The sequence below is a fragment of the Pseudomonas putida genome, assembly GCF_050989985.1.
In the GTDB taxonomy this organism is placed as follows: Bacteria; Pseudomonadota; Gammaproteobacteria; order Pseudomonadales; family Pseudomonadaceae; genus Aquipseudomonas; species Aquipseudomonas putida_AI.
In genome coordinates this window covers 3,397,533-3,420,584 of record NZ_CP158815.1, presented here as the reverse complement: position 1 = coordinate 3,420,584, position 23,052 = coordinate 3,397,533, and the positions used below count along the sequence as shown (strand labels likewise).

Here is a 23,052-nt window from a genome sequence, read left to right as displayed (position 1 = left end):
ATTACGAACATGTTCAAGAAAACAGGATTGACCCTGGCCGTGCTGGGCTCTCTGGTAACGTCTTTCAGTGCGCTGGCCCTGGAGCCACTGCGAGTAGCGGCGGACCCTGTGCCCCACGCACAGATTCTGGCGTACATCCAGAAAATCGACCCGCAATTGAATCTCAAGGTCATCGAGATCACCAGCGGCGTGAACTCCAATGAACTGCTGGTACATGGTGACGTCGATGCCAACTACTTCCAGCACTTGCCGTACCTGAAATCTCAGGAGCAGGCGCTCGGCGAAAAACTTGCGGTGGCGGCCACCGTACACATCGAACCGCTGGGCATTTATTCCCATCGTCACAAGAATTTCGCTCAGGTGCCGGAAAAAGGCACGGTAGCGGTCCCCAACAACGTCACCAACCTGAGTCGCGCGCTGTATCTGTTGCAGGACAACGGCCTGATCAAACTCAAGGCCGGTTTCAATGACCCGGCCAAGGACCAGGCAACACCCAAGGACATCGCCGAAAACCCGAAGCAACTGAAGATCCTGGAAATCGAATCACCGCAGATTCCCCGCGCGCTGGATGACGTAGACCTTGCGGTGATCAACGGCAACTACGCGCTGGAAGCCGGTCTGGTGCCCGCCAAGGATGCACTGGGGCTGGAAAAGGCCGAGCACAACCCGTATGCCAATATCCTGGTGACCACGCCGAAGTTGCAGGGTGATCCACGGATCAAGCAGCTGGCCAAGGACCTGACGTCGCCCGAAGTCGCCAAGTTCATCAACGATAATTTCTCGGGTTCGGTCATCCCGGTCGTCCCGGTAACTGTGGCAGCCAGCAAGCCATGATCGTTATCGAGCGGTTGAGCAAAACCTACGCGTCGGCGCAGTCGCCGGCGCTGGATCAAATCTCCCTGAGCATTCCCGACGGCGCGATTTATGGAATTCTGGGGCGCAGCGGTGCAGGTAAGTCGACGCTGCTGCGTTGTCTCAATCTGCTCGAACGGCCCAGTGCCGGGCGCATTTTGCTGGACGGTGAGGACCTGACGGCGCTGTCCGACCTCGATCTGCGCCGACAACGCCAGCGCATCGGCATGATCTTTCAAGGGTTCAACCTGCTGCATTCGCGAAATGTTTTCGACAACGTCGCCGTGCCGCTGGAAATCGCTCGCATCGGTAAAGAGCAGCGTCATTCACGAGTGAGGGAGCTTCTGGATCTGGTGGGCTTGAGCGATAAGGCGCGGGCGTTTCCCTCTCAATTGTCCGGTGGGCAGAAACAACGGGTGGGCATTGCCCGAGCCCTGGCAGCGCGGCCGGCTTATCTTCTGTCGGATGAAGCCACCAGCGCCCTCGACCCGGAGACCACCGCGTCCACACTTGAATTACTGCGCGATATCAATCGTCAGTTGGGGCTGACGATCGTGTTGATTACCCACGAGCTGGACGTGGTCAAGTCCATTTGTGATCACGCAGCTTCGCTGGCCCATGGCCGGCTGGTCGAAGCCGGGCCGATTACCCGGTTGCTGGCAGACCCGGATTCGAACTTGGGCCGTTCACTGCTGCCGGGGTACAGCAAGCCCTTGGGACACGATGACCGGGCATTGGAACTGAGTTTTTTCGACAATCAGCGGGCTACTCCGGTGTTCAAGGAACTGGCGCAGCAGGGCGTGGAGTTGAACTTGCTGGCCAGTGGTATCGAGTCCATCGGCGGGCAGAAGGTAGGGCGTCTGCGCGTGGCATTTCGTCATACCCAAGATGAACCGAAATTGGCGCAGGTCGTGGCTTTTCTCAAACAGCATGGCGTCAGGGTGGAGCGCTCATGAACCGGATTATCGACTGGAGCGAGATCTTTCAACTGGTACTCAATGCCACTGGAGAAACCCTTTACATGGTCGCGCTGGCGGGGTTCTTTACCTTGCTGATCGGCTTGCCCCTGGGCGTATTGCTGTTCATCAGTCGTAGTGGCGGCCTGTATCCGATGTCGCGACTCAACAAAGTATTGGGAGGGCTGGTCAATCTTGGTCGCTCACTGCCATTTGTGGTGATGCTGATTGCCCTTATCCCGCTGACACGGCTGGTAGTAGGCACAACGCTGGGCAGCACCGCTGCCGTAGTACCCATCACTATTGGTGCCTTTCCGTTCTTTGCCCGAATAGTCGAAAACGCCCTGGACGAAGTCGACAAGGGCCGGATCGAAGCGATCCTCGCCATGGGGGGTGATATCTGGCACGTGATTTTCAAAGTGCTGCTGCCTGAAGCGCTCCCCGCGTTGCTGGCAGGCATCACGTTGACCTTGGTGATGCTGATCGGATTCTCATCCATGGCCGGGGTCATTGGTGGTGGCGGGCTGGGGGATCTGGCGATTCGCTACGGCTATCAGCGTTTCAACAACCAGGTGATGGTTGCCACGGTGGTGGTGCTGGTGATTCTGGTGCAAAGCGTGCAAAGCCTCGGCGATCGGTTGGTACGCTCTCTTGCTCACCGTCGTTGATGGGCACCGGCAGCAGTACAGTCACAAGCCCTGACTGCTTCTGATCAACTCATAGGCCCGGCGTACAAGCGGGTTCACGGTGTTGGGCCGAATCCACAAGTAATAGGTCACATCCGGCAGTCGTGGCAGGCCGTCGTTTTCGCCGAGCACGCGCATGTCCGGGCCGAGCATTTCCATGCTTCGGGGAGTGACGCCCAAACCTGCCCGCGTAGCGGCCTTGATGCCGATCAGGTTCGAGGCCAGGTACGCCTGGCGCCAGGCGATGTTGGCGCGTTCAAGTGCCTCCAGCGCATAGCGGCGATAGATGCTGGGTTCATCCACGAGAATCAGTGGCAGCGGCTCGCCCGGGGTGTGGATGTATTGGGCCGAGCAAATCCACCACACCGGGGAGGTGCGCAAGGCAAAACCTTCAAGTGTTGGGTCGGCGCGTGTGGAAATCACCATGTCGACTTTGCCACGGTGCAGATCATCCATCAGGAACGGACTGCGGCCGACATCGATCTCCAGTCGCAAGCGCGGGGCCGAGCGGGCGATGTGGCTCAGCATCGGGGGCAGGATGGTGTCGGCAATGTCATGGGGTGACCCGATGCGCAGCACACCACTCAGGCTGCTTTCACGCAGGGAGTTGAGTGCGTCGTCGTTGAGCGAGAGCATTTGCCGCGCATGACGCAGAAGCTGCAGGCCCGCCTCGGTGAGCTGCTTTTGCCGTCCGCGTTTCTCGAACAGATTCACGCCGACAAGTTGCTCCAGACGTTGCATGTGCTGGGTTACCGACGATTGCGTGCGGTCCAGTTGCGCGCCAGCTTCGGCGAAGCTGTGGTGATCCACCACGGCAATAAAGGTACGCAGCAATTCGAGGTCTAGGGTAGGTGAGGTCGACATGGCCGTTCCTGGTTGCTGTTTTTATATCAATACGGCAAACATAAACATTACATTTGTTTATGTGTTTTTGTCGAGATTCGGATTTCACTGTCAATAAATCCCGTATTTACGGGGGTTGTAGACGGCTACGTGTAAGAGCGTGACGACGAGTTATAACGATATTAGATATTTGAATTTCCGTTACCTCAGGACACTACCTAGGATGCCCACACAGTAGATCGGGGGAACGCCGATCATTCATTGGGGGGGAAATCCATGTTACTTGAACGCTCAACCGTTAAACGATTGTTGCCCGTGATGTTGGGCGCCTTGGCCTCCTTGGCGGCAAGCACCGGTGCTCACGCCGATGCCACTCTGGACAAAATCGAGCAACGCCATGCACTGGCAGTCGGTGTCTTGCTGTCCGGCGGTCCCTTTGGCGGGATTGATCCCACCACACAACAACCGCGCGGCCTGAACGTCGACCTCGCGCGGGAGTTGGGCCGGCAATTGGGCGCAGAGGTTCAGCTAGTACCGGTATTGCCCGCCAACCGTGTGCAGTTTTTGCAGCAGGGCAAAGTGGATTTGTTGATCGCCAATATGGAATGGACTGCCGAACGCGGCGAGATCCTCGGGTTTGTGCCTACACCGTTCTACCGTGTAGGAGGGACCGCAGCGGTGTTGAAGGACAGCAAGATCACCCGCTGGGAAGACCTGAAAAACCAGCCTGTGTGCACCTCCCAGGGCAGCAGCTACATCAAGCCGCTCACAGAGTTGGGCGTTGAGATCAAGGCCTTCAAGAGTTCGTCCGAATCCTTGCTCGCGCTGCGCGGTAACAACTGCGTTGCGGCGGTGCATGATGCGACGCTGATCAACCCGCTGATTGCCGACAACGCCGAATGGAAGGGCTATCGTGCGCTCAGTCCGGAACTCAACCCTGCCCCTTCGGTGATCTGGACCCGGCCAGGCGAACGCGATACTCAGGCCCGGCTGGACCCCATCGTTAAAGAGCTGCACCGCAATGGCTGGCTGATTGAAGCCCAGACCCGCAACCACATCACCCCCGCGTCACCGGCCTTGGTGGAATTGCAGAAACAGTTCCAGGCCAACGGCGCCTGAGCAGTTCTCCCCATCGTTTTCAATTGACCGTCGACGGACTCGACGGTCGTTCAAGGAAGTGCTGCATGAAACGATATTTTTCCGCCAGAAACCTGGCCGCATTGTGCCTGGCCGGGGGCTCCGCGCTCAGCGCAGGCCTCGCCCAAGCCGACGCTACGCTGGACAAGATCGAGCAACGCCACGTCATCAGTGTCGGAGTGATTCTCAGCGGCCCGCCGTTCGGGACCATCGATCCCAAGACCGGCGAACACCAGGGCTACAACGTCGAGTTGGCCAAGGGCGTGGCCAAGGCACTGGGTGTCGAGGTCAACACCGTTTCGGTATTGGCGCCGAACCGCGTTCAGTTCCTGCAGCAGGGCAAGGTCGACATCCTGATCGCCAACATGCAGTTCACCGAAGAGCGTGCCGATATTCTCGATTACGTGCCCACGCCCTATGAAGAGGTCGGCGGTGCCGCATTGATTCGCAAAGGTGCGGGCATTACCCAGTGGGCCGACCTCAAGGACAAACCGGTGTGCGTGTCCCAGGGCAGCAACTTCATCAAACCATTGCAGGAAACCTACGGAGCACAGATCAAGGCGTTCCGCAGCCAGTCCGAATCGCTGCTGTCCCTGCGCGGTAATGGTTGCGTAGCGGCGGTGCATGTCAGCCCGACCATGCATACCTTGTTGAGCGATCCAGAGTGGGCCGAGTATGAAATCCCGCTGCCGGGAGATTTGATTCCCTCGAACTCGGTGATCTGGGTGCGCAAGGGCGAGCACGATACCCAGGCGAAACTGGATGCCATCGTGCGCGACTGGCACCGCAGCGGCTGGCTGATTGAGCTTGGTGAACGCACGGGCATGGCACCGTCTCAGGCCCTGCGTGACTTGCACGAGCAATATCGTAACGCCGCGCCACTGGCGGTGCGTCAATGACTCAGACGTTGTTCGCGGACCTGCAGCAACTGCTCGGCGCCAACCATGTGCAGAGCAGCGAACAGGCCGCGCCATACCTCACCGATAAACAGGGGCGTTACTTCGGTCACGTCGTTGCCGCGGTGCACCCGGCCAATACCGAGGAAGTCGCCGCCGTGGTCCGCGCCTGCGTGGCCACGGATACGCCCGTGGTGGTGCAGGGCGGCAATACCGGATTGATGGGCGGCGCAACGCCGGACGCCAGCGGTCGTGCCGTGCTGCTGTTGCTCGACCGAATGAATCGCGTACGGGCTGTGGACACTGACAACGACACCCTGACCGTAGAGGCCGGCTGCATTTTGCATAACGTCCAGGACGTTGCCCGTGCTGCTGGTCGCCTGTTTCCCCTGAGCCTGGGTGCCGAAGGCAGTTGTACGATTGGCGGCAATCTCGGCACCAATGCTGGTGGCACTGCAGTACTGCGCTACGGCAATACCCGCGAGCTGACGCTGGGACTGGAAGTGGTAACCGCCGAGGGTGAAATCTGGACTGGCCTGCGCGGTTTGCGCAAGGACAACACCGGTTACGACCTACGGGACTTGTACATTGGCAGCGAAGGCACCCTCGGCATTATTACCGCCGCAACCCTGAAGCTGTTCCCGTTGCCCAAGGCCCAAGCCACGGCGCTGCTTTCTTTTGATTCACTGGCGCAGGCGGTGAAGTTCCTGTCACATGCGCGCGCCGGTTTTGGTCCCAGCCTTACTGCGTTCGAATTGCTCAGCGCCGATTGCCTGGCGTTATTGCGCGAGCAATTTCCAGAAGGCCCGCAACCGTTTCTTGGTGCCAGCCAGCCGTGGTTCGCGCTGCTGGAACTGTCGGATAACCACAGTGAAAGCCATGCCCGCGAAGCCTTCGAAGCAGTACTCGGCGAGGCATTCGAAAGCAGTTTGCTCGCTGATGCCTTGATCGCCGAAAGTCTCGCGCAGAGCGAAGCCCTGTGGCTGCTGCGGGAAAACATGAGCGAGGCGCAAAAACGTGCCGGTCGCAACATGAAGCACGACATCTCGGTGCCGATTTCCAAGGTCGAGGCGTTCGTCAGTCACACTGACGCGCTGTTGCAGGCGCACTTTCCCGGTGTTCGTCATTTCACGTTCGGTCATCTGGGCGATGGCAACCTGCACTACAACGTCGCACATCCGCTGAATTCGACGGTGGATGCCCACATGGAGAATTACGCGGCACTCAGCCTGCTGGTTCACGACAGCGCCCATGCCCACGGAGGTTCCATTAGCGCCGAACACGGCATCGGCCAACGCAAACTGGGCATGCTGGATCGCTACAAAAGCCCTGTAGAGCTTGATCTGATGCGACGCATCAAGCATGCGCTGGACCCGAAAAACCTGCTCAACCCGGGCAAGGTAATTGAGGCGACCAAGCAATGACGCTCAAACTTTCCAAGCGCGTGCAGCGCGTCTCCCTCTCGGCTAACGCCGCTGCCAAATCCCGGGCTGGCGAATTGCGCGAGGCCGGTCGTGACATTCTCGACCTGACCACCGGCGAGCCGGATTTCGATACCCCTGAACACATCAAGCAGGCGGCTTATGTCGCCATCGCCGACGGTGCCACCAAGTACACGCCGACACCTGGGGTGAAAGCCCTGCGACTTGCCGTGCAGCTCAAGCTCCAGCGCGAAAATCACCTGGACTATCCGCTGCCCTCCATCGTGATTGCCAACGGGGCCAAGCAGATCATTTTCAACGCCTTCGCCGCGACCCTCGACGATGGCGATGAGGTGCTGGTGCCGACCCCATACTGGCCTTCGTTCCCGGACAGCGTGCGCTTCAATGGCGGCGAACCAGTCTTTATCGAGTGCGATCTGGCGCAGGGCTGCAAGCTCACGCCGGCACAGCTGGAGCAGCACATTGGCGAGCGTACGCGCTGGCTGATTCTCAACGGTCCCGCAAACCCCAGTGGCGCGGTGTACAGCGTGGTGGAGTTGCAGGCGCTCGCCGAGGTGCTGCGCCGCCATCCGCAAGTATTGATCCTGCTGGATGAACTTTATGAGCACATCCGTTTCGATGGTCAGCCGCCGCAGAGCTTGCTCAATGTCGCTCCGGATCTGCAAGCGCGTTGCCTGCTGGTCGGCGGGGTGTCCAAGACCTACGCGATGACGGGCTGGCGTATCGGTTTCGGTGCCGGACCGCAGGTGCTTACCAGCGCGATGGCCGTCGTGCAGTCGCAATCGTCTTCCGGGGCTTCTTCGATTGGGCAAGCGGCCGCATTGGCGGCTTTCGCCGGTGGATTGGATTTTTTGCCCGAACAGGTCGCGGCCTATCACCAGCGCAGGGATGTGTTGGTGAGCACGTTGCGCGACGTCGAGGGTCTTGAAGTGCTTGAGCCTCAAGGCGGCTTTTTCGTGTTTGTGCGCTGCGCCGGTTTGCTGGGGCGTTATCGTCCCGATGGCATCCGCCTGAACAGTGACGCCGACGTCGTCGAGTATTTACTGGAGGAGGGCGTGGCCGGTGTGGCGGGCAGCGCTTACGGGTTGTCACCGTGGTTTCGCCTGTCCATTGCCACCGCGACCGACAGCGTCGCTGAAGCCGGACGCCGTATCGCTCGGGCCTGCGCGCAACTGCGGGGTACGGTATGAGTCATTGGCTGGAGCTCTTCGTCCACTGGGCCGCCGGTTTCGGCCTGAACTACAGCTTCCTGCTGGACGCCTATCAGCGTGCAAGCCTGGAGCAGGGCGCGCTCACCACTGTGTTGTTGTGTCTGTGCACCATCGTCGGCAGTTTGCTGGTGGGTGTGGGGCTGGCGGCGATGCTGACTTCAGGAAAACCCTGGTTGGCAAAACCTGCGCGGGTGTTTGTCGAAGTCACCCGCAACACCCCGACGCTGGTGCAACTGTATTGCGCGTTCCTGGTACTGAACATGCTGTTGACCCAGGCCGTCGGTACGGCAAATCCGCTGACACCGTTTGCGTGGGTAGTGATCGTGATTTCACTGCACAAGGGTGCCTTTCATGCCGAGGCCTTGCGTGCCGGTATCGAGGCCGTGCCAGTGGTGACGATGGAGGCGGCCAGCTCCCTGGCGTTCAACAGCCGTCAGTTGTTGTGGAACGTACAACTGCCGCTCGCCCTGCGCTTTTCCTTGCCGTCGCTGATCAACAACCTGATTGATCTGGTGAAGATGACTGCCGTGGCGTCGGCGATTGCCGTCGGCGACATCACGTACGCGTCGATCATGATCTGGACCCAGAGCGACAACGTGCTGGAGTTGATGATCCTGATACTGAGCTTTTTCGGCCTGCTGAGTTTTATCGTCAATTGTGTGGGGCGCTACCTTGAAGCGCGCCTGAGGATGCCCGGTTATGGCCATTGAATCGTCCGTCACCGCACCAATGACCTGGTCGCGTCGGCATATCGGCAAGTTGTTGCTATTGATCGGCGCCGTGCTCTGGCTGCTGTGGCTTGCCCCGCAAAGCCCGGTGCTCAAGGCACTTCTGCAATGGTCACCCGCCCTGGCTATAGGCTTCGGCCAGAACATTCTGATCAGTCTGGTCTCCATCGCGCTGGGTTCGGTGCTGGGCTTGCTGGTGGGGGCACTTGCGCTGTCGCCATTGCGCTTGCTGCGTTTGCCGGCGCGGATCTGGGTGCAGATTTTCCGCAATGCGCCATGGCTGGTGCTGATCTATTTCACGACCTATGTATTCCCGTTCGAGATCAAGATCGGCAGCGTTTACCTCTCGTTTCCAGACTGGGTCAAGGTGACGATCGGCCTGGCCTTGCCGGCGAGTGCCAATGTCGCGGAAATCTTCCGTGGCGCAATTGCTTCGATCCCCGGCACCCAATGGGAAGCGGCCCGTTCGCTGGCATTCACCCGAGGACAGATTTTCCGTTCGATCATCCTGCCGCAGTGCTTCAAGCGCATGTTGCCACCATGGATGAATCTCTACGCGGTGATCACCATGGGCACGGCACTGGCATCTCTGGTAGGTGTGCATGACGTGATCGACACCGCGCAGATTGCCAGCAACACCGTGAACATGACGGGCTTCACCGTGGTGATTTACCTGAGCCTGTTGGCGCTGTTCTTTGCGTACTGCTACCCGATTTCCCGATTCACCCAACGCCTGGAGCGACGTTATGCCTTCTACTGAATCCGTCGCCGAGCCTCTGGTCAGTCTGCGCGACTTGCATCTTTCGTTTGGCACCAACCCGGTACTCAAGGGTATCGACCTTGACGTACACCGTGGTCAGGCCGTGTCGATCATCGGCCCGTCCGGCTCAGGAAAATCGACCATTCTGCGTTGTATCACCGGTCTGTTGCAGCCGCAGCGTGGCTACATCCGTGTCGGCGCGACCAAGGTTCACACCCTGGCTCAGGAGGCCCAGCGCATCGAGTTGCGCAAGCGTGTGGGGTTTGTCTTTCAGCAGTACAACCTGTTCCCGCATTTGTCGGTGCTGGAGAACCTGGTGATTGCGCCGCGCAAGGTGTTGGGACGCAGCCGCATCGAGGCCGAGAAAGAGGCGCGTGCCTTGCTGGCCAAAGTGCGCATGGAACACAAGGCCGATGCTTATCCGGGGCAACTGTCCGGCGGCCAGCAACAGCGCGTGGCGATTGCCCGTGCACTGGCGATGCGCCCGGAACTGATTCTGTTCGATGAAGTGACCTCGGCCCTTGACCCCGAAACCGTCGGCGAAGTGCTGACGGTGATTCGAGAGCTGACCGAAGAGGGCATGACCTGCGTGCTGGTCACCCATGAGATGCGCTTCGCTGAAGAAATCAGCGACATCGTCTACTTCACCGAAAATGGCGTGATTGTCGAACACGGCAGCGCCGCGCAGATTTTCCAGCACCCGACCAGCGAACGCACTCAGACGTTTCTGCGTCACGCCTTGGGCGATCCGGGGCGCCGTCACGCCGTTGCCAACGATCCGTATCTGCTGACCAACCTGGGCCGCTACAGCCTGTCCGTCTAACACTGAGGAGCCTGTTCATGAGTACTGAAAAACGAGCCGCCATCATCGAGGATTTCCTGCAGAAAATCCGCATCATCAATCAACGCGGCGTCGACCGCGCCGCGCTGGTGGAAATCGTCGCCTTGCTCGAATCACTGGCCGAGCGCCGCGATCTGTTCAATTTCGACGCATTCCCCGCACCGGTGCCGGGGCAGGGCAGCACGGCGTTTCGCTACCGTCTCAATGACGACGGCGATACCCCTACGCTGTACCTGAACTCCCTGTTGCCGGGCAAAAGCACCATTCCTCACAACCACGAAACCTGGGCGATCATCAGCGCCGTCGAGGGTCAGGAGATCAACTACGTGTATGGCCGTGACGACGAAGGTCGCGAGCCTGGTTTCACCACCTTGCATCTGGAAAAGGAAGTGATCGTGCAACCCGGCACGTCGATTTCCTTCCTGGGCGAAGACCTGCATGGCATACGCGTCGAAGGCGAGCAGGCAACCCTGCATTTTCATCTCTATGGCCTGCCGCTGGAGTCGCTCAATGGCCGTTACGGTGTCGAAGCTGACGGGCGCATTCTCAATTACAACGCCTCGCAAATGGCGCCGTCGATCAAGGCCTACGCATGATCGATCTGTATTACTGGCCCACTGGCAACGGCTTGAAGGTCGGCATCCTGCTCGAAGAGCTCGGGCTGGATTACCGCGTATTGCCGATCAACATCCGCGAAGGTGAACAGCACCACGCGGGGTTCCAGCGCCTCAGTGCCAATGGGCGGATTCCAGCGATTGTCGATCACGCGCCAGAGGGGCTCGACAAGCCGCTGAGCCTGTTCGAGTCCGGCGCCATCCTCAATTATCTGGCTGACAAGGCCGGGCGTTTTCTACCGCCTGCCGGGAGTTTCGAGCGGCAGAAAGTTCAGGAGTGGCTGTTCTGGCAGGTGGGGCATATCACCCCGTATTTGAGCCAGTTGCAGGTGTTCAAGGAGAAGGCTCCAGCGCCAATTCCTTTCGCACTTGACCTGCTCAATGCCGAAGCGGCGCGACTGTATCGAGTGCTGGAAACGCGCCTGTCTGAAGCGCCGTATGTGGCGGGCGAATACTCCATCGCCGACATGGCGATCTTTCCGTGGATTCAACCGTTGCGTCAGGGCCAGGACCTGGCGCAGTTCCCGCACATCCATGCCTGGCGCGAACGTCTCAAGGCGCGTGCGGCCATACAGCGGGCGTATGCAAAGGGCCGCGAAGTCGCGGTCAACGAGCGCTCTCTGGCGCTTCAATAATTTCTTTTCTAACGGGACTTCGATGAACCAGACCGTAACCCCAGGGCAATTGCAGCAATGGCTGTTCGACGGGCAGGAAATTGCCCTGTTTGATGTGCGCGAACATGGCCAGTATGGCGAAGCCCATCTGTTTTTCGGAGTAAACCTGCCTTACAGCCGGCTGGAACTGGAAGTCCGGCGACTCGCGCCAAACCCTCAGGTGCGCCTGGTTATCTACGACCAGAATGGCGGTGATGTCGCGGCACGTTCCGCCGAGCGCCTTCAGGCGTTGGGGTACAGCCGCGTACAGGTGCTCGAGGGCGGCGCCGATGGCTGGCAGGCTGCCGGTTATCAGCTGTTTGCCGGCGTGCATGTACCCTCCAAGGCCTTTGGTGAGTTGGTAGAAGAGGCCAGTCATACGCCGCATGTCACCGCGCAACAGCTCGCGCATTGGCAGCAACGGGGCGAACCTCTGGTGGTACTGGATGGCAGACCGTTCGATGAGTACCGCAAGATGACCATTCCCGGTTCCGTGTGCTGTCCGAACGGCGAACTGGGCTATCGCATTCATGATCTGGTGCCGGACGACAGCACGCCAATCGTGGTCAATTGCGCCGGTCGGACCCGCAGCATTATCGGCGCCCAGACCCTGATAAACCTGGGTGTGAAAAACCCGGTCTACGCCCTGGAAAACGGTACACAGGGCTGGTATCTGGAAGATTTCCAGCTGGAGCACGGCAGTACTCGTCGCTATACCGAAGAGGTGTCATCGCAAAACTTGCCGCAACAGCGCCTCGCGGCGTCACAGCTTGCGGCAAAGGTCGGGGTAAAAACCGTTGAGGCCGCTCAGGTCGAGCAGTGGGCCGGGGAGGCCGCGCGCAGCCTTTTTCTCTGTGATGTGCGCACCGCAGAAGAGTTTGCCGCCGGTAGCCTGGCTGGGGCGCAACACACCCCGGGTGGACAGCTGATTCAATCCACCGACCTGTACATCGGCGTGCGACAGGCACGGCTGGTGTTGATCGACAGTGACGGCGTACGCGCACCGATCGTTGCCAGTTGGCTTCGGCAACTGGGGCATGAGGCTTATGTGCTGGCGGGCGGGGTGAACAGTGGTCTGGCGTTGCCTGTAGCTGAAGTGATTTCTTGCGATACGTTGCCATCGATCACGGCGCAGTCCCTGAGCGATGCCCTTAAAGATGACGCGGTGGCATTGATTGATCTGCGCCCCAGCATGAGCTACCGCAAAGCGCATATTGCCGACTCGCGTTGGTCGATTCGTTCGTTGCTGGCCAATGCGGTCATCGGTGAACAGCGCCCGCTGGTGTTGCTGGCCGATGATCCGCGGCTTGCCGCTATTGCAGCACAGGAATTGCCCCAGGCTCAGCGCGCACTAGCCCGCGTGTTGGAGGGCGGTCTGGACGCCTGGCGCGCGGCGGGGTTTGCAGTACAGGAGGGTGCCAACACCCCGCCCGATCACAAGTGCATCGACTTTCTGTTCTTTACTCATGATCGTCACTCCGGCAACAAGGACGCGGCGCGTCAGTACCTGGCTTGGGAAATTGGCTTGTTGGCACAAATGAGCGCAGATGAAATTGCCAGTCTCAAACCACTGCGCGCCCCGTCGCAATCGGTAGGCGATGCACGAGTCCGTACGCGACTGGTGCACGCGGCACGGACTGAAAAAGGCAGTGGTGCCAGGGGCGTCAACGTACCGGTCAGCCGCTTGAGCACGGTTTTGTTCGACAACCTGGCGCAAATGCGCGACGCCCGTGCTCGCCGTGATAGCGAGCGCGTTCTGAGCTATGGCGCCCGGGGCAATCCGACGGCGTTCGCCCTGGAAGATCTGGTGACCGAACTGGAGGGCGGTTATCGCACCCGTCTGTTTGGCACCGGGTTGGCGGCAGTGGCGCAGACGTTCCTGGCGTATCTGCGGCCTGGCGATCATGTGCTGATCACCGACGCGGTGTATGCGCCCGTGCGGCGTCTGGCCCGCGAGCTGCTTGAGCCGTTCGGCATTCAAGTAAGCTACTTCGCCCCCGACGGCACCGACTTGCCAGCGCTGCTGCAAGCCAACACCAGAATGGTCTACACCGAAGTGCCCGGCTCGCTGCTGTATGAGCTCGGCGACTTGCCGGCCATCGCCGCGCTGTGCAAGCCACGAGGCATCCTGCTGGCCGTCGATAACACCTGGGGCTCGGGCTATCTGTACCGACCACTGGCCTTGGGCGCGGATATCTCGATCATGGCGCTGACCAAGTACCTGTGCGGTCACAGTGATGTGGTCATGGGCAGCGTCTGTACCCGGGAAGAAGTCTGGCAGCCGCTGGCATCCATGAGCGACACCTTTGGCATCGCCGTCAGTCCCGACGACGCCTGGCTGGTGCTGCGCGGCGCACGAACCCTGGCTCCGCGCATGGAGGTACACGAACGCCAAGCCCTGGAAGTCGCTCATTGGCTGCAAGCGCAACCGCAGGTGAAACGGGTGTTCCATCCGGCCTTGCCCAACCACCCTCGTCACGCACTGTGGCGGCGGGACTTCAATGGCAGCAACGGCTTGCTGTCCTTCGAACTGCACAATGCCGATGTTGCTGGCGTCGAGCGCTACATAGATGCATTGCAAGTGTTTGGTCTGGGGGCTTCCTGGGGTGGTTACGAAAGCCTGATTACGGTTGCTGAGACAAAGGATCGAAACAGCCCCTCGGATCGCCTGTTGAATCCAATACTGCGGTTGCACATCGGACTGGAGGACGTCGGGGTGTTGATTGAAGACCTGCAGCGAGGGTTTGCCGCGCTGAGATAAACCCTTTGCCTCGACACCCATCACCGAATCCCTGCACCCGCCCAAAATCGCCCCGGGGCCCGTGGTGGATATCATCAATGAATGGGGTGAAGGCGTCCTCACCCTTGAGGGGGCACCACTGCTTGTGTGGTCAAGGCGCGACAGTAACTGAGGCGTCACCTGTTACTGCCGCGCTTTTTGGGGCCAGCTGAAGCTACCGATCAACCACTGCGTGCAGGACGTGCCGAGGGTGATGTTGAGCTCTCATGATTTGTTTACTGGCTGTTCAGCCTACTGCGGACGAAATCCCTCATAGGCGTCCTGTTTCTTGAAGTACTGCACGGCAAAATCGACGAAGGCCTTGACCCGTAACGGCAGCTTTTTTCCACCCTCGGTCAGCAGGTGAAACCCGGTGCTGGGGCATTGGTAGTCTTCAAGCAGCGGGATCAACCGTTTGGCCTGTATGTCGTCCGCCACCTCCCAGACCGACTTCCAGATGATCCCCAGGCCTTGAACGCCCCATTGACGCAGGGTGAATCCGTCATTGGCCAGCCGATTGCCCTTGACCTGAACGGTGGTCGACACGCCTTTGTCCATGAACCGCCACCGGTCAAGTGTGAAATCCGCACTCAGGTGTACCAGGCAATTGTGATGCTGCAGGTCTTCGGGGGTCAGCGGTGCGCCGTGCTGCTCAAGATACTGCGGTGAACAGCAAACGATATGCCGGTCCACGCCGAGGGAGCGGGCGATGAGTGTGCTGTCCGGCAGGTCGCCGAACCTGATCGCAATGTCCGATCCGGACTCGACAAAGTCCAGTACGCGGTCGGTGAGAAACAGGCGAATGCGGATATGGGGATTTTCACTGATGAAGCTGTCGACCAACTGGCTGATCCACTGCCGCCCAAGATCCGTAGGGCACGTCAGGCCAATGGTGCCCAGCAAATCGCTGTGGCCGTTTTTGATGATGCTGTCGAGGTTGTCGACCTCCTCGAGAATTTTCTGCGCATTTTCAAACAGCAGTTGCCCTTCGGCGGTAGGGCTCAAGCTTCGGGTGTTGCGCTTGAGCAAGCGCAATCCATAGAAGTCCTCCATCGCCTTGAGTCGACCACTCATGGCGGCTGGCGACAGGCCCATCTGCCGACCCGCCGTTGAAAGTGAACCTGTCTGGACGACGAGACGAAACAGCCGCATGTCCTGCAATCGATCGACCATGGGGATTCAGCCTCGTGAAAGTTGCATTTTATTGTTCGCAAAGTATCAGCCAATTATTCAGCAAAAACCATCTAATCAAAGAAGCGACAGTTAGTGCGAATAAATGCGCAAAGGCTTTGGGACAGGGATTTCAGGGCATCTGTGAAGCGAATTCAAATATGTTTGTTGTTGGGTTCATCTTTCAATTTCAGTGAAGAGTCAATTTCCCAAAATCGAATAGAAAAGTTCGGTTGATTGTTAATAATGCAAGTCAGTGCCTGTGAGTCACAATAAAAAGAGGGTTTATGCTATGCGTGTTCAATATCAAGAGGCCGCCCCTTCAATAGACCTGGCCGGTCAGTTCAAAATGGCAATGGGCCGCTTTGCCTCTTCCATAACCCTGATCACTACACGTGACGACGACGGTCAGCACCACGGCCTGGCCGCGACCGCCTTTTCCTCGGTATCGATGGACCCGGCGTCGGCGCTTGTCTGTGTCAACCGCAGCGCCAGCGCCTCTCCGATCATCAAGCGTTCCGGGCTGTTCTGCGTGAACATGCTGCAAAGCCGGCACGAGCCAATCTGCAAGATCTTCAGCCAGCCCGATCTGCGCGAACGACGCTTTGTCGACGGTGATTGGCGTACCGGGGTCCACGGTATTCGTTACTTGGCGGACGCCCAGGCCGCGATCTTTTGCGAAGTGGTCCAGGAGATTGAACACGGTACACACACTGTGATTATCGGCAATGTCATTGATGTGATCACGCAATCACTGAGCGAGCCACTTTTATATATGGAGGGGCGTTATCGGGAGTTAGGTCGTTAATTCATCGTTGTCGCGCACTGCTCGATCTTATAACAACTACATAAGAAGTGGATGTGGGTATGAACAATCAGTTGTTGGCAAAAACAAGACTGCCCGGCTCGATTCCTAAGTGGGTCGGCCTGGACAACAGCGTGGCAGGTCCGATGGTCGGACTTTTATTGCTATGTGCCGTATTAACCTTCTTTACCGATAGTTTCCTGACCTTGAGCAACCTGCTCAATGTGCTGGATCAAGTGACGGTGCTGGGCATCATGGCGCTGGGTATGACGCTGGTGATTCTCATCGGTGGCATCGACCTGTCAGTGGGTGCCGTGCTGGCAGTCGCGATCATGGTCATGAGCTGGCTGGAACAGGTGCTCGGCTTGCCGATGTGGGTGGCCATGCTCGGAGCGATAGCCGTTGGTGCGGCGTGTGGCTCGACCACGGCCCTGCTGGTGGTTCGGGCTGGCCTCCCATCATTCATTGCGACGCTGGCGATGATGTCCATTGCCCGTGGCCTGGCCTACATGGTCACGGACGGTGCGCAAGTCAGCGGATTCCCGGAATGGTTCAGCAACCTCTCGGTTATTCGCTACGGCGGCGTGCTGTCGCTCACCGTCAGTTGCTTCGTGGTGCTGGCGCTGGTGTTCTGGTTCGTTCTCAAGTTCACGGTGCCCGGTCGCAGCCTGTATGCCATCGGCGGCAGCAGCAAGGTCGCCAAACTCGCTGGCATCCGGGTCAGGGGCTACACCAGCGCGGTGTACATCATCTCCGGCATTTGTGCGGCACTGGGCGGCATCATCATGACCTCCCGCCTGGACACCGCCGGCGCCGGCGCGGGTGTCGGCTACGAGCTGGATGTGATCGCGGCCGTGGTGATCGGCGGTGGCAGCCTCAAGGGCGGCGCGGGGAGTGTGGTCGGCACGATCATCGGCGTGTTGATCATCGGCGTTCTGCGCAATGGCCTGAACCTGGCTGGCATTTCCCCCTTCGTCCAGCAAGTGGTCATCGGCGCGGTGATCGCGTTCGCGGTGATGCTCGACTTGCTCAAGCGCAAGGCTGACTGATCCCGGGCCGTTGACCAGAACCGGCCTCGTTCCACACACACAATAAAAAGGTAATAACCATGAACCTGTCTGCTATTTCGCTTCGTTTCCTGTGGTTGCCCTTGCTGGGCTGCCTGATGTCGGCCGGCGCTTACGCACAAGGCAAACCTGCGGACGAAATCACTGTGGGGATGTCAATTCCCAGCCTGCAATGGGTGTTCTACCTGATGGTCCGGGACGGCGTCATGGAGCAAGCCAAGACCCTCGGCATCAAGAATGTACTGGTGGCCGATGCGCAGGCTGATCCCGCACGCCAGGTCAGCCAGATTCAGGACATGTTGAGCAAAGGCATCGATGTGCTGCTCTACACCGCCACGGGTAGTGCCGCTTCCGCTGTACCCGTGCGTCTGGCGCGACAGCAGGGTGTGCCGGTGATCTGCATAGACAACTTTCCGAAAAACGTCGAATGCGATGCCTATATCTCCACCGACAACCTGGCCGCAGCGGGCGAGCTGGCCCGGCAAATGATCAAGTTGACGGGTGGCAAGGCTGAAATCGGGCTGCTGCAAGGAACGCTTGGCGACTCCACGGAAGTCGCTCGGGCCAAAGGCCTGGATGCGGTGCTGTCCGAGGCTCCGGAGATGAAGATCATCGACCGCAAACCGACAGACTGGCTGCAGGACAACGGCTTCAAGGTCGCCCAGGACATGCTGCAGAAGAACCCGAAGATCAACGTGTTCATCGGTCGCTCCGATGCGCCGGCGCTCGGTGCGGTTCAGGCGGTCAAGGTGGCCAACATCGATCACAAGGTCTGGGTGTTCGGTTATGACGGCCTGCCATCGGCCCTGGAAGCGATTCGCGATGGAAAACTGGACATGACCATCACACAGCAAGCCGTGGAAATGGGACGTACCGCGTTGCGTACCGCCGTCGATCTGCAGCAAGGCAAACCGGTGACCAAGACGCAGCTGTTGCCGGCCTTCGTCACCACCCGCGAAAACGCAGCCACCTTCCTTGAGCAACATCCTTGAGATCGGTGAAGGGAGGGCAAGTCATGAGTGCGATCAATACCGCCCGGGAGCCGTTGTTCCGTACAAGCAACATCGGCAAGTCATTCAACTCGGTCAGGGTGCTGGAAGATATCAGCCTCGATATCGGCTATGGAGAAGTGGTGGCGTTGCTGGGGGAAAACGGCGCGGGTAAGTCGACCTTTTCCTCGATCGTCGCCGGCGCGCTGACACCGTCCAAAGGCACGATGTTCCTGGCCGGTGAGCCCTATGCGCCGAATGGACCGGGGGCGGCGATGGCGCTGGGGATCAACATGATCCATCAGGAAGTCCACCTGCTGCCTGACTTGAGCGTGGCGGAGAACGTTTTCCTCGGTCATCTGCCGACCCGCGACGGCATCATCGACCGCAAGAAGATGTTCCGTGAAACAGAGAAGCAACTGCGGCGCCTGGGCCTGGATATCTCGCCAGACACACCGGTGCGGCAACTGAAAATCGCCGCCCAGCAACTGGTGGAAATCGCCCGGGCCCTGACGCTCAACTCGCGTCTGTTGATTCTCGACGAGCCGACCGCTGCGCTGGGCAAGGATGAAACCGACCTGTTGTTCAAACAGATCGAAGAACTGAAGAGCGAGGGCGTGTCCTTCATCTACATCAGTCATCGCATGGACGAGATCGCCCGGATCGCGGACAAGGTCGTGGTCATGCGCGATGGTCACCTGATCGCACGTCACGACAGCGGCGCGACTGATGTCGGCGTCCTGGTGTCGCAGATGGTGGGACGCCCGATCGACCGCCTGTTTCCGGAGTTGCCGCCCCCCGGGGATGCGCTGGTATTGAACGTTGAGCAGCTGTCGGACAAGGCCGGGCGCTTTCACGATGTGTCGTTTTCAGTGAAGGCCGGGGAGATTTTCGGCATTGCCGGCATCGTCGGTGCCGGTCGAACGGAGCTGGTCCAGGCGATCGCCGGGTTGAGTGCGCTGAGCCAGGGCAGGGTGATGCTGGGGGATCGGGTGCTGCCGGCCAACAACGTGCTGGCGGCGATCCATGCCGGTGTCGTGCTGATTCCGGAGGACCGCAAATCCGAAGGCGTGGTGCTGAGCCAGACGATTGCCGAGAACCTGGCCTACTGCAACCTGGATAGCCTCAGCTCCTGCGGCGTCATGGCCAATCACCGGGTAGCGGCATTCGCTCGTGAACGCATTGCGGCGCTGGGGATCAAGGGCGTGGCGGGGCAGATGCTCGACAAGCTGTCCGGCGGCAACCAGCAGAAAGTGGTGATCGCCAAATGGATTGCGCGTAACCCCAAGGTCATCATTCTCGATGAACCGACCCGAGGCATCGACATGGGCGCACGCGCGGCGATTTACGAGCTGATCATCAATCTCGCAAAAACGGGGGTATCGGTGATTGTCGTCAGTTCCGACCTGGAGGAAGTCATCGGTCTGTCCCATCGGGTCATGGTCATGGCGCGCGGTTGTTCCCAAGGCATTCTGCATCGGCCGCAGATTGCTCCCGACAGCATCATGACCCTGGCCACCGCGTGATGACGGATATTAATCGAGGAGGATCGACCATGTCGGATCCGTACCAGGCGCTGCCGTATCGCCCCTTTGCCCAATTGCTGGATTTGTCCGGTAAAACCGCCGTCGTCACCGGCGGCAGCAGCGGCATCGGTTTCGCCATCAGCCGGCGCCTGGCCGAAGCAGGGGCCAATGTGCTGATCGGCAGTCTGGCGCCAGAGCGCAGCGGTGAGTTGATCGAGGCTGGATATCCTGTGGCCTTTCACACTGTCGATGTCAGTCGTCCGAGTGACATTCAAGGGTTGGCGGACACTGCAATCGAGCGTTTCGGTGGCCTGGATATCTGGATCAATAACGCTGGCATCTACCCGCTCAAGGCAATTGATGACGTCGATGCGGGCTTCTGGGACGGGCTTCACGCGATCAATACGCGGGCGGTATTCCTGGGGGCTCAGGCCGCGCAACGGCAAATGCGCCGGCAGAAACGCGCCGGGGCGATCGTCAATCTGTCGTCGATTTGCGGTCACCGGCCCATGGCCAATCACTGCTCTTATGACGCTTCCAAGGGAGCGGTACTGGCCATGACCCGAAGCCTGGCGAAGGACTTGAGTGCCTTCAACATTCGGGTCAATTCGATCTCGCCAGGCTTGACCGCGACACCGGGCAACCTGGAGCCGGAACTGCTCGAGCAGCACCGGCAGAACAACGTGCTGGGCAACATCGCCCTGGGCCGGGCCGCCGAGCCCTGGGAGATCGCCGATGCGGTGCTGTACCTGGTTTCGCCGCTTTCGTCCTATGTGACAGGCATCGATTTGCTGGTGGACGGCGGCTGGTTGCTGCACGGAAGTTGAAACGCAAATAAAGCATTGAGGGGCATTTGTGCGTGCTGACGCCAGGCACCAATTGCCCCGGACATTCAACCCATTCCTTGAACGTTGCGACTTGCAGCGCGGGCACTGGCACGCCTGCGAAACGAGCGCACGTCATGAAAAAGGTGTGCAGCGAAAACAGTTTCGCAGCGCACCGGTCACTGAAAACAGCAGGAGAACGACATGAAACTCGCCATGTTCATGCAGCCCCTTCATCACAAGGGCTGGGACTATCACGAGATGTACGATCAGGACATCGCTTGTGCCGTCCATGCCGACAGCGTCGGCTTTGATGAGCTTTGGGTCGGTGAACACACGTCACAACGCACCGAGCCGATTACCAATGCGCTGCAATTTCTGTCCACCCTGATTCCGCTGACCCGACGCATGAAACTGTGCACCGGTGTGCTGAATCTGCCGCACCATTTCCCGGCGCGAATCGCCGCCGATGCCGCGATGTTCGACCACATGTCCAAGGGGCGCTTCATCATGGGCATCGGCCCGGGTGGCCTGGCTTCCGACTTCGAGGTGTACGGCAGCAACGGCAAGGACCGTGGGCAGATGATGGTGGAGTGCTACGAGATGATCCGCGCGATCTGGAACTCGGGCGCACCCTATGATTTTTCCTCGCAGCACTACCAGGTCAGCCTCAAGGACTCGGTGCACCACGAACTGGAGATCGGCTACATGCCGACGCCATTCCAGAAGCCGTTTCCACGGGTGGCAACCACGGCCATGAGTCCGTTTTCCGGCACCGCAAAACTGGCGGGCGCCAAGGATTGGGACCTGATGTCCGCCAACTTCAACCCGACGGCAACAGTGGCGTCCCATTGGCTGGCTTACTGCCAGGGCGCGGAAAGTGCGGGGATCAAGGCCGATGCCAACAATTGGCGCGTGGCCCGTTCGGTGTTCGTTGCCGACTCCCAGGCCCAGGCGGAGGACTATCTGGCGCAGGAGAGTTGCACGCTGCGGCGCTATTTCGACTACATGATCGATAACCTGGCCACCAACCATTACACCAAGATCTTCAAGACCCGCCCCGACATGACCGACGAGGAAGTGACGGTCGATCACTGCATCAAGGAAATGGTGATTTACGGCGACGTCAATTCCGTCACCGAGCAACTGGTCGCGTTCAGTGAGCAGACCGGGCCGTTCGGCACATTGATGACCACGTTCCACGAGTGGGACGACGAAGCGCTGTGGCGGCGCTCTATGCAACTGACCGCGCAGCAGGTCATGCCGCGCCTCAACGACTACATGACACCCCGTTTGAAAGCGCAGTAATCGCCCGATTGCGCTGGGCTTGTGTACGGCCGCATCGCGGATGCGGCCGAAACTTTAGTAATGCGCCTGGACACGACAAATGACTGATTTGACAGATTTCCGCGACAACGCGGATCACGCCTTTGAACTGACCGAGAAAGAACTGACTCGCCTGCGGGAAAAAGCCCAGTTCATTCGCCTGGAAACCATCCGGCTGATCGAGATCGCCAAGGTGGGCCACTACACGTCGGTGTTTTCCGCCGCCGAGTTGTTCGCCGCGCTGTATTACGACGTGATGGACTTGCGATTCGCCGAGCCCAAATGGCCCGACCGCGATCGCTTCATGATGGGTAAGGGGCATGCGGCCGTCGGCTTGTTTCCGGTGCTGGTGGAATGGGGCTTCTTCGCCAAGGAAATCCTCGACAACTACACGCGTCTGGGCAATCCGCTGGGCGACCACCCTGATATGCGCAAAGTCCCTGGCGTGGATTTCTCCTCAGGCTCCATCGGTCACGCGCTGTCCGGCGGCCTGGGCATGGCCCTGGCCGGGCGGATGCAGGGCAAGTCGTTCACCACTTACGTGATGCTCGGTGACGGGGAAATGCAGGAGGGGCAAGTATGGGAAGCGGCGCTGTCGGCGGCCCACCATAAAACCGCAAACCTGGTGGCGATCATCGACCGCAATGGCTATCAGCTCGACGGCAATGTCGACGACGTCATCGGTATCGAGCCGTTGGCGGACAAGTGGATTGCGTTTGGTTGGGAAACCCATGTGGTCGATGGCCATGATCTCGCGGCAGTCACCCGCCTGCTGCGACGCCTCAAGGCCGACACGACGCGCACGCAGCCTGTGTGCGTCATCGCCAATACGGTCAAGGGCAAAGGGGTTTCCTACATGGAAACCGAGCCGGGTTGGCACCTGGGGTATCTCGATCCCGAGGACGCACAACGTGCTATCGACGAAATCAAAAGCAAGGTGATCTAAC

At 59.5% G+C, this 23,052-nt stretch carries 22 protein-coding genes; 20 read left to right on the top strand and 2 right to left on the bottom strand.

What is annotated here, in order from left to right; genetic code table 11:
• Positions 1–9: 9 nt before the first annotated feature.
• From ABTV29_RS15845 to ABTV29_RS15835, 3 genes are read left to right on the top strand one after another with little or no spacing between them, the layout of a single operon-like run.
• Positions 10–834 (top strand): MetQ/NlpA family ABC transporter substrate-binding protein, encoded by an 825-nt coding sequence (locus ABTV29_RS15845; protein ID WP_433765295.1) that lies wholly within the window; start codon positions 10–12, stop codon positions 832–834.
• Positions 831–1,808 (top strand): methionine ABC transporter ATP-binding protein, encoded by a 978-nt coding sequence (locus ABTV29_RS15840; RefSeq protein ID WP_433765293.1) that lies wholly within the window; start codon positions 831–833, stop codon positions 1,806–1,808. The genes ABTV29_RS15845 and ABTV29_RS15840 overlap by 4 nt, the downstream gene beginning before the upstream one ends.
• On the top strand, positions 1,805–2,476 hold the full coding sequence (locus tag ABTV29_RS15835; protein ID WP_433765291.1) for a methionine ABC transporter permease: 672 nt from the start codon (positions 1,805–1,807) through the stop codon (positions 2,474–2,476). Before ABTV29_RS15840 ends, ABTV29_RS15835 begins: the two co-directional genes overlap by 4 nt.
• A gap of 21 nt (positions 2,477–2,497) precedes the next feature.
• Here the strand turns inward: ABTV29_RS15835 and ABTV29_RS15830 are convergent, their stop codons facing one another.
• On the bottom strand, positions 2,498–3,358 hold the full coding sequence (locus ABTV29_RS15830) for a LysR substrate-binding domain-containing protein (RefSeq protein ID WP_433765289.1): 861 nt from the start codon (positions 3,356–3,358) through the stop codon (positions 2,498–2,500).
• A 255-nt stretch (positions 3,359–3,613) separates the two neighbouring features.
• On the opposite strand from ABTV29_RS15830, the gene ABTV29_RS15825 reads away from it, so the two are divergent.
• The 10 genes from ABTV29_RS15825 to metC all read left to right on the top strand — a co-directional run bounded on the left by ABTV29_RS15825 (position 3,614) and on the right by metC (position 14,380).
• Positions 3,614–4,456, top strand: a complete 843-nt coding sequence (locus tag ABTV29_RS15825; RefSeq protein WP_433765288.1) for a transporter substrate-binding domain-containing protein — start codon at positions 3,614–3,616, stop codon at positions 4,454–4,456.
• 65 nt (positions 4,457–4,521) lie between these two features.
• Complete coding sequence (locus tag ABTV29_RS15820; RefSeq protein ID WP_433765287.1) at positions 4,522–5,373, top strand: transporter substrate-binding domain-containing protein; 852 nt, start codon at positions 4,522–4,524, stop codon at positions 5,371–5,373.
• On the top strand, positions 5,370–6,794 hold the full coding sequence (locus tag ABTV29_RS15815) for an FAD-binding oxidoreductase (RefSeq protein ID WP_433765285.1): 1,425 nt from the start codon (positions 5,370–5,372) through the stop codon (positions 6,792–6,794). Before ABTV29_RS15820 ends, ABTV29_RS15815 begins: the two co-directional genes overlap by 4 nt.
• The gene (locus ABTV29_RS15810) at positions 6,791–8,002 is read left to right on the top strand and encodes an aminotransferase class I/II-fold pyridoxal phosphate-dependent enzyme (RefSeq protein WP_433765283.1); all 1,212 of its coding nucleotides are present in this window, start codon (positions 6,791–6,793) and stop codon (positions 8,000–8,002) included. Before ABTV29_RS15815 ends, ABTV29_RS15810 begins: the two co-directional genes overlap by 4 nt.
• Positions 7,999–8,733 carry an amino acid ABC transporter permease gene (locus tag ABTV29_RS15805; RefSeq protein WP_433765281.1) on the top strand — a complete coding sequence of 245 codons (735 nt, stop codon included), beginning with the start codon at positions 7,999–8,001 and terminating at the stop codon, positions 8,731–8,733. The genes ABTV29_RS15810 and ABTV29_RS15805 overlap by 4 nt, the downstream gene beginning before the upstream one ends.
• Positions 8,723–9,511, top strand: a complete 789-nt coding sequence (locus ABTV29_RS15800) for an amino acid ABC transporter permease (RefSeq protein WP_433765280.1) — start codon at positions 8,723–8,725, stop codon at positions 9,509–9,511. Before ABTV29_RS15805 ends, ABTV29_RS15800 begins: the two co-directional genes overlap by 11 nt.
• Positions 9,498–10,334, top strand: a complete 837-nt coding sequence (locus ABTV29_RS15795; RefSeq protein ID WP_433765278.1) for an amino acid ABC transporter ATP-binding protein — start codon at positions 9,498–9,500, stop codon at positions 10,332–10,334. Before ABTV29_RS15800 ends, ABTV29_RS15795 begins: the two co-directional genes overlap by 14 nt.
• A 17-nt stretch (positions 10,335–10,351) precedes the next feature.
• Positions 10,352–10,948, top strand: a complete 597-nt coding sequence (locus tag ABTV29_RS15790; protein WP_433765277.1) for a cysteine dioxygenase — start codon at positions 10,352–10,354, stop codon at positions 10,946–10,948.
• Complete coding sequence (locus tag ABTV29_RS15785; RefSeq protein WP_433765275.1) at positions 10,945–11,601, top strand: glutathione S-transferase N-terminal domain-containing protein; 657 nt, start codon at positions 10,945–10,947, stop codon at positions 11,599–11,601. Before ABTV29_RS15790 ends, ABTV29_RS15785 begins: the two co-directional genes overlap by 4 nt.
• Positions 11,602–11,623: 22 nt before the next feature.
• Positions 11,624–14,380: a cystathionine beta-lyase gene (gene metC, locus ABTV29_RS15780; protein WP_433765273.1), complete on the top strand. Its 2,757-nt coding sequence runs from the start codon at positions 11,624–11,626 to the stop codon at positions 14,378–14,380.
• A gap of 270 nt (positions 14,381–14,650) precedes the next feature.
• On the opposite strand, the gene ABTV29_RS15775 is transcribed toward metC, so the two are convergent.
• Positions 14,651–15,571, bottom strand: coding sequence for a LysR family transcriptional regulator (locus ABTV29_RS15775; protein ID WP_433765271.1), 921 nt, complete (start codon positions 15,569–15,571; stop codon positions 14,651–14,653).
• 289 nt (positions 15,572–15,860) lie between these two features.
• On the opposite strand from ABTV29_RS15775, the gene ABTV29_RS15770 reads away from it, so the two are divergent.
• The 7 genes from ABTV29_RS15770 to ABTV29_RS15740 all read left to right on the top strand — a co-directional run bounded on the left by ABTV29_RS15770 (position 15,861) and on the right by ABTV29_RS15740 (position 23,051).
• Positions 15,861–16,376: a flavin reductase family protein gene (locus ABTV29_RS15770; protein ID WP_433765270.1), complete on the top strand. Its 516-nt coding sequence runs from the start codon at positions 15,861–15,863 to the stop codon at positions 16,374–16,376.
• Between the two features lie 59 nt (positions 16,377–16,435).
• On the top strand, positions 16,436–17,422 hold the full coding sequence (locus tag ABTV29_RS15765; RefSeq protein WP_433765268.1) for an ABC transporter permease: 987 nt from the start codon (positions 16,436–16,438) through the stop codon (positions 17,420–17,422).
• A gap of 59 nt (positions 17,423–17,481) precedes the next feature.
• Positions 17,482–18,432 (top strand): sugar ABC transporter substrate-binding protein, encoded by a 951-nt coding sequence (locus ABTV29_RS15760; RefSeq protein WP_175390146.1) that lies wholly within the window; start codon positions 17,482–17,484, stop codon positions 18,430–18,432.
• Positions 18,433–18,455: 23 nt separating this feature from the next.
• Positions 18,456–19,955 carry a sugar ABC transporter ATP-binding protein gene (locus ABTV29_RS15755; protein ID WP_433765266.1) on the top strand — a complete coding sequence of 500 codons (1,500 nt, stop codon included), beginning with the start codon at positions 18,456–18,458 and terminating at the stop codon, positions 19,953–19,955.
• A gap of 29 nt (positions 19,956–19,984) precedes the next feature.
• Positions 19,985–20,782: an SDR family NAD(P)-dependent oxidoreductase gene (locus ABTV29_RS15750; protein ID WP_433765265.1), complete on the top strand. Its 798-nt coding sequence runs from the start codon at positions 19,985–19,987 to the stop codon at positions 20,780–20,782.
• Between the two features lie 201 nt (positions 20,783–20,983).
• The gene (locus ABTV29_RS15745; RefSeq protein WP_433765263.1) at positions 20,984–22,087 is read left to right on the top strand and encodes an LLM class flavin-dependent oxidoreductase; all 1,104 of its coding nucleotides are present in this window, start codon (positions 20,984–20,986) and stop codon (positions 22,085–22,087) included.
• 79 nt (positions 22,088–22,166) lie between these two features.
• Positions 22,167–23,051 carry a transketolase gene (locus ABTV29_RS15740; protein ID WP_433765261.1) on the top strand — a complete coding sequence of 295 codons (885 nt, stop codon included), beginning with the start codon at positions 22,167–22,169 and terminating at the stop codon, positions 23,049–23,051.
• Position 23,052: the final 1 nt, after the last annotated feature.

Excerpts from the sequence above, each read along its gene's own strand:
- ABTV29_RS15845 (WP_433765295.1), top strand. The coding sequence starts at position 10 with ATGTTCAAGAAAACAGGATTGACCCTGGCCGTGCTGGGCTCTCTGGTA.
- ABTV29_RS15840 (WP_433765293.1), top strand. The coding sequence starts at position 831 with ATGATCGTTATCGAGCGGTTGAGCAAAACCTACGCGTCGGCGCAGTCG.
- ABTV29_RS15835 (WP_433765291.1), top strand. The coding sequence starts at position 1,805 with ATGAACCGGATTATCGACTGGAGCGAGATCTTTCAACTGGTACTCAAT.
- ABTV29_RS15830 (WP_433765289.1), bottom strand. The coding sequence starts at position 3,358 with ATGTCGACCTCACCTACCCTAGACCTCGAATTGCTGCGTACCTTTATT.
- ABTV29_RS15825 (WP_433765288.1), top strand. The coding sequence starts at position 3,614 with ATGTTACTTGAACGCTCAACCGTTAAACGATTGTTGCCCGTGATGTTG.
- ABTV29_RS15820 (WP_433765287.1), top strand. The coding sequence starts at position 4,522 with ATGAAACGATATTTTTCCGCCAGAAACCTGGCCGCATTGTGCCTGGCC.
- ABTV29_RS15815 (WP_433765285.1), top strand. The coding sequence starts at position 5,370 with ATGACTCAGACGTTGTTCGCGGACCTGCAGCAACTGCTCGGCGCCAAC.
- ABTV29_RS15810 (WP_433765283.1), top strand. The coding sequence starts at position 6,791 with ATGACGCTCAAACTTTCCAAGCGCGTGCAGCGCGTCTCCCTCTCGGCT.
- ABTV29_RS15805 (WP_433765281.1), top strand. The coding sequence starts at position 7,999 with ATGAGTCATTGGCTGGAGCTCTTCGTCCACTGGGCCGCCGGTTTCGGC.
- ABTV29_RS15800 (WP_433765280.1), top strand. The coding sequence starts at position 8,723 with ATGGCCATTGAATCGTCCGTCACCGCACCAATGACCTGGTCGCGTCGG.
- ABTV29_RS15795 (WP_433765278.1), top strand. The coding sequence starts at position 9,498 with ATGCCTTCTACTGAATCCGTCGCCGAGCCTCTGGTCAGTCTGCGCGAC.
- ABTV29_RS15790 (WP_433765277.1), top strand. The coding sequence starts at position 10,352 with ATGAGTACTGAAAAACGAGCCGCCATCATCGAGGATTTCCTGCAGAAA.
- ABTV29_RS15785 (WP_433765275.1), top strand. The coding sequence starts at position 10,945 with ATGATCGATCTGTATTACTGGCCCACTGGCAACGGCTTGAAGGTCGGC.
- metC (WP_433765273.1), top strand. The coding sequence starts at position 11,624 with ATGAACCAGACCGTAACCCCAGGGCAATTGCAGCAATGGCTGTTCGAC.
- ABTV29_RS15775 (WP_433765271.1), bottom strand. The coding sequence starts at position 15,571 with ATGGTCGATCGATTGCAGGACATGCGGCTGTTTCGTCTCGTCGTCCAG.
- ABTV29_RS15770 (WP_433765270.1), top strand. The coding sequence starts at position 15,861 with ATGCGTGTTCAATATCAAGAGGCCGCCCCTTCAATAGACCTGGCCGGT.
- ABTV29_RS15765 (WP_433765268.1), top strand. The coding sequence starts at position 16,436 with ATGAACAATCAGTTGTTGGCAAAAACAAGACTGCCCGGCTCGATTCCT.
- ABTV29_RS15760 (WP_175390146.1), top strand. The coding sequence starts at position 17,482 with ATGAACCTGTCTGCTATTTCGCTTCGTTTCCTGTGGTTGCCCTTGCTG.
- ABTV29_RS15755 (WP_433765266.1), top strand. The coding sequence starts at position 18,456 with ATGAGTGCGATCAATACCGCCCGGGAGCCGTTGTTCCGTACAAGCAAC.
- ABTV29_RS15750 (WP_433765265.1), top strand. The coding sequence starts at position 19,985 with ATGTCGGATCCGTACCAGGCGCTGCCGTATCGCCCCTTTGCCCAATTG.
- ABTV29_RS15745 (WP_433765263.1), top strand. The coding sequence starts at position 20,984 with ATGAAACTCGCCATGTTCATGCAGCCCCTTCATCACAAGGGCTGGGAC.
- ABTV29_RS15740 (WP_433765261.1), top strand. The coding sequence starts at position 22,167 with ATGACTGATTTGACAGATTTCCGCGACAACGCGGATCACGCCTTTGAA.